The sequence below is a fragment of the Okeania sp. genome, from assembly GCF_983059655.1.
In genome coordinates, this window is the sequence record NZ_CEZPJD010001123.1 from 1 (window position 1) to 2,006 (window position 2,006).

Sequence of the window (2,006 nt, forward strand, 5' to 3'; positions counted from 1 at the left end):
TGACCATACATCAGCAGCCTTGAGATATTTTTTATATCCAAACCAAGTTACTATAGAAGTCAATAAATTAAAAAGAATAGCTTTTTCTTGAGGAGAAATTTTGGGAGTTTTTAAAACAGAGATAAACAGTTTAGACGCTCTAGGGAAGTTACCATTATTCAATTCCCAAACAGCTTGAATAAACTTTTCTAGACTATTAATATCGTTATTTAAAAATTTTTCAGGTAACTCATTTTCCTCATAGCTAGGAAGTAAGAGAATTTCTTTATATCCCTCAAAAATAGACTGCAAATATTCATCATGGTTAGCAGCGATCGCGGAAGTTAAAGTATCCCCATCACTGCCTACAGAAGTTAAATTACTCAGCAATCCTTTAACTTCAAATATCATTAATATAATCAATGTAGGATGGCGGTCTATTTCATAGCGATAAATTAGCCAAATTAGTAATAATAAGTTTGCCAAAGGGCCGCCAATACTAATTAAAATATACTTACTTCTTAAATCAGAAATATCCCAAGGCTTTCTTGAAAAAACAGTGAGACCGCCACTGGGAATAATTCCTAACTCAAATAGAGTATTAAATAAGTGAATTTTTAAAATTTTAAACCCCGTACCAACTCTGAGATAATAAGGGTAAAATCTTACCAATTTACAAATAATAAAATGCCCCATTTCGTGACAAAAAATTGATAAATATGACCAGCTATAAAGGATAGTAGCAGCTTTGATATAAAACTCTAATTTTAGTAAGGTGTCTATATCCATAATCAAATTTTTTTAGGAGTTAAAATATCGATCTATCTATCTATTTTATCAAGTTAAACTATTATAATTATTTCAATAAATACAGCTACAAAGTATGAGAATATTCAGTGTATAGCAGTCGAAACAAAGGTTAGGACATTTACAAAGGCTTAAACTCAGTGAGGGATTACTTTTAACTTTTGACTTTTGACTTTTGCCTTGCGCGGAGCGCTATAATTAAGGTATTAGCAAAAATTATTAAGCGCATTGTTACAGAGAAATGCTATGAGATGTCAATCTAAATAGAGGTTTTTTCTTATAAAAAAAACGCTGTTTTGAATACTCACTCTCCTTGTGTTTGCTACTATAAACCTATTGCAAAGTTTTTAATTAAATCAATTCAAGACATAAAATCAACAATTTTATTTCCCTATTCCCTGAGTTCTAATATAACAATTCATAAGAATAATGCTATACTTATTAAAAAGTTAAGTTATTATTATATGTTAACCATCTTACCTTTACTAATTTTATTAATTTTAATAGTCTTATTATCTGCCAGTCTAAAAATGAATTTTGAATACCATAAATCGGTAATTTTTAGACTAGGAAGATTTAGTTATGTCAGAGGACCTGGTGTATATTTAACAATTCCAATAATCGACCAAATAAAGCAAGTAGACCGAAGAACTATTACTGTTGATATTGAATCTCAAGACACAGTGACAAAAGATAGTGTTACTGTTGGTGTTAATGCTGTTCTTTATTATCGAATTCGGGAACCAGAAAAAGCCATAATTAGAGTTAAAGATTATAACTTTGCCACATCTCAAGCTGCCCTAACAACTTTGCGTAATATTATTGGGCAACATAAATTAGATGAACTACTTCAGGAAAGAGATAAAATTAACTCTAGAATTTGTGAAATAGTTGACGAAATTACAAATCCTTGGGGTATAGAAATTGAACGTATCGAAATAAAAAATCTGGAAATTCCTAAACCAATGCAGCGTGCAATGGCAAAAGAAGCTGAAGCCGCAAGAGAAAAAAGAGCGCGTATGATTAAGGCAGAATCTGAGTATGAATCAACTATTAAATTAACACAAGCTGCACAAGAAATTGCCAAATCTCCAGTAGCATTAGAACTACGTCGAATTCAGATGATTGCTGAGATTGGAACAGAACAAAATACTACTACTATTTTGATGATTCCATCTGATATTTTATCTTTAGCAAAAGATATTTCTCAGTCTATTTCA

The 2,006-nt window shown here is 30.7% G+C and carries 2 protein-coding genes; one reads left to right on the forward strand and one right to left on the reverse strand.

Annotation, left to right across the window (positions count from 1 at the left end; genetic code table 11):
• The coding region (locus tag AC3DU7_RS32385; RefSeq protein ID WP_488043326.1) for a site-2 protease family protein at positions 1-768 on the reverse strand (768 nt) is incomplete at its 3' end.
• 548 nt (positions 769-1,316) lie between these two features.
• Here AC3DU7_RS32385 and AC3DU7_RS32390 point away from each other — a divergent pair.
• Positions 1,317-2,006 (forward strand): slipin family protein (locus AC3DU7_RS32390; protein ID WP_488043327.1); only part of this gene is annotated, 690 nt, incomplete at its 3' end.